The organism is Treponema sp. (assembly GCF_052169735.1).
Classification (GTDB): Bacteria; Spirochaetota; Spirochaetia; order Treponematales; family Treponemataceae; genus Treponema.
Genome location: NZ_JBQNBW010000115.1, coordinates 1 through 3,016, shown reverse-complemented (window position 1 = coordinate 3,016; position 3,016 = coordinate 1). Strand labels below are relative to the sequence as shown.

Annotated in this window: 3 protein-coding genes; all 3 read right to left on the bottom strand. The window is 45.9% G+C overall.

Annotated features, from left to right (window positions below):
• Positions 1-338: 338 nt before the first annotated feature.
• Positions 339-635, bottom strand: coding sequence for a hypothetical protein (locus ACTTJ8_RS11595; RefSeq protein ID WP_442719932.1), 297 nt, complete (start codon positions 633-635; stop codon positions 339-341).
• Positions 636-1,115: 480 nt separating this feature from the next.
• The gene (locus tag ACTTJ8_RS11590; protein WP_442719933.1) at positions 1,116-1,286 is read right to left on the bottom strand and encodes a hypothetical protein; all 171 of its coding nucleotides are present in this window, start codon (positions 1,284-1,286) and stop codon (positions 1,116-1,118) included.
• On the bottom strand, positions 1,286-2,632 hold the full coding sequence (locus ACTTJ8_RS11585; RefSeq protein WP_442719934.1) for an SUMF1/EgtB/PvdO family nonheme iron enzyme: 1,347 nt from the start codon (positions 2,630-2,632) through the stop codon (positions 1,286-1,288). Before ACTTJ8_RS11585 ends, ACTTJ8_RS11590 begins: the two co-directional genes overlap by 1 nt.
• Between the last annotated feature and the right edge of the window lie 384 nt (positions 2,633-3,016).

Genomic DNA, 3,016 nt, shown 5'->3' with positions numbered 1-3,016 from the left:
GACATCCTGTCAGCAGTAGGCGATGTTTTTGCTCGGCAAAAACTCGCAGTCAAACGGTGTACAAGGACGTACAACGTTTGACATTTCCTCCTCCCTTTGTGTATGATTCAAAAAGGGCTTTCAGTTCTATTTCATCCACCGTTGCGCTGACTACTCTTACCAGATGATTCTCTGGCACCAATTCTTCTAAGCTCGGGGGCAATAGCCACCCGCAAGCCAAGATTGTTGTTGCGGTTTGATACTGACGCGGTTAGAACCGGAAGCATCGCCTTTTTTTGCCCCTACCGTTTAACACTGAGACTGCTTCAATTATAAAGCAATCGCAGTGATATTATTTTTTATAATAAAGCTTCCCTACAAAAATCTGACATAGATTTTATCAGATTCCGCGACAGTACGCTATTTAGGTTAAGCGGTCCCGATGGAGGTGTTTTCTTTACTATTGGGCTTTTCAAAGCTATCGGTTCACCTAAAAAATAGTAAGTAGAAACGTCTTTTGGATTATCAGCAAGGAACTTTACTCCGCTTTCCCATTTTGAAACCAGTAAATCACCGAAGACTTTTTGCAGCTTTTCGCGCTCTTGAATAAATAATTTTACTACGTCTTCAACAGTACTGTTTTCCAGTATAAGCAAAACGGAAGCATAGCAGGAAATACCGTTTATCCCTATTTTTCTTGTGCAGCTGATGTAAAATACGGTGCAAAGAAATCAATACTATCCACCGAAGTGGGGGGGCGGTTCCGCTCGGCGATAGATATTATGCCCAATAAAGCGTTGTACCTCGGATTCAACCCCAACATCCTGGATTAAAATATTTTTGTTCTTCATGGAATAAAATAAATCCATAGTCTAACTTCCTTTTACAAAATTAAAAAATTTTTGAGCCGCTAAAGCGGCTACTCGGCGCCGCTTTAGCTTATTTTCAAAACTATACTGCACCTCATAACACATTTTGCCTGTTCGGTTTCGCCGCATACCGCCACGGACGACGGTGGTTCTATGCAGTAGCGACGTTTTTGCGTGAGCAAAAACTCGTGTTCAAAAATTGACAAGGAGGTCAATTTTTGAACTTGGCACGGACGCCGCTGGTTCCAATCAGCAGCAAGTTTTTCGCTAGAAAAACTTGTCGTTAAGCAGTTGTACAAGGATGTACAACTGCTTAACAGGCTGCTCAACCTCACAGGCAAAAGCGGCACGGATGCCGCTGGTTCTACGCAGCAGCGACGTTTGAGGCTGAGCCTCAAACTCGTCGATGAAAAATGTACACGGATGTACATTTTTCATCAGGGGCGACAAGCCAGCCGAAAGCCAACATTGACGCTGCCGTAGCCGGGGGCGCTGCCGCTCCGACTACCGACGACGCAGTCCTTCGCGCGATGGTACCAGCTACCGCCGCGAAAGACTCGGAAAACGCCAGCCGCGCCACCCTGCGGGTCAACTACAAATCCGCCGGATGTATAAGCAGCATCATTTGCTCTAGGATTATCCTCATACCTATCAAAACACCATTCCCATACATTCCCGCTCATATCGTGTAAGCCAAGTGCATTCGCTTTCTTTATTCCAACTGGATGCGTTTTACTGTCTGCATTACCGCTATACCATGCAACTTCTCCCGTTTTCTCCGCATCTTCCCAGTTGCCTTTCGCTCCGCTTACACTGTTCAGTTTGGTAAGCCATACTTCTCCGTATTTGTCAGCATTGGTGCTGTCGCTTCCCTGCCATCGAGCTGCATATTCCCATTCCGCTTCCGTCGGAAGGCGATACCCTTTCTTACTCATATCGGCATAGGCGGCATCCCAAGCTGTTGTATCATTCGCGTTTTTTAGCACTGTAGTATCGGTAGCACTTTTGCGGTAGACGCATTCGCTCTCGGCATTGTTCGTTTTGTGGGTATACGCATTGCACCATACAATACAGTCCCGCCAGCTTACCATCGTTACCGGCTCTTCTTCAGTCCCGCTTCCATCTTTACCTTTTACTCCTGCATTGGCAAACCTATACCCGTTTTCAGCTTTTACCGCCCAGTCGTATACCTCTTTCCACAGTTTATACGGCACTTCCGTTTTGCCCAGCTTATACGGACTCAATGTTACCTTCCGCTCTTCGCGGAATACCCCTTTCCAATACTCTTCCATTCCCGGCAATGTATGTGTCGGATCTTTACCGGTAATCCCCGCTGCAGGCGGACTTATTTTTATAAAGCCGTCGCCTGTATCTTCAAAACTACCTACATCGCCGGAAGGTGGTGTAGATGGTGTTCCGCCCACCGGCTTAAACGTTACATTCACCGTTGTCGCTGCACTCACCTTTACCATTGCAGTATCGCTTCCGGCGGTACCGCCCGATTGCAGTGCATCGGCGGGCGTAACCGTCCATTTGTCTACTACATAACCTGTATTCGCCGTTGCGGTAATCGTCAATTCCTGACCCTTTGCCACCTTCTTATCCGTCGGAAGTTCAGGCGCTACCGTTACCTTCCCGTTACTGCCTGCACTAACCGTTACCTCATACTTTTCCTCTTTGCTGTTATTTCCTTGCGCCTGTTTACAGCCTACTATCATCATTGCAGCTAGCATCAACACTGCTGCCCATTTAAAGACTTTTGTCTTTTTGTTCTTTCCTTCCATAAAATTTCTCCTCTATTATTATTTTGTCTCAAAGCGCCAAAGGCTTCGCTTATGGCTTTCATCCATTACAAATTACCAATTACGGCTCCGTTTACCCTGAATCAAACCACACTGCCGGACGACTTCGACAATAAAAAGCTATGTTGATGATGTGTTTACAAGAACGGCTTCTTTGCATACCTAACGCAAATATGCCCAAGGCAGCAAAGTACCGTTTTTGTGCAAAATTAAAAACACTAACAGCACGTTTGCCGTCTGCAAAAATTGATGAGAAAAAAGAAAGATGTTTGTGAAAAAAAAAATTGCCCGTTTATCAGGGCACAGTCTACTTGCTGAGTTGCTGAGTTGCTGAGTTGCTGAGTTGCTGAGTTGCTGAGTTGCTGA

Excerpts from the sequence above, each read along its gene's own strand:
- ACTTJ8_RS11585 (WP_442719934.1), bottom strand. The coding sequence starts at position 2,632 with ATGGAAGGAAAGAACAAAAAGACAAAAGTCTTTAAATGGGCAGCAGTG.
- ACTTJ8_RS11590 (WP_442719933.1), bottom strand. The coding sequence starts at position 1,286 with ATGAAAAATGTACATCCGTGTACATTTTTCATCGACGAGTTTGAGGCT.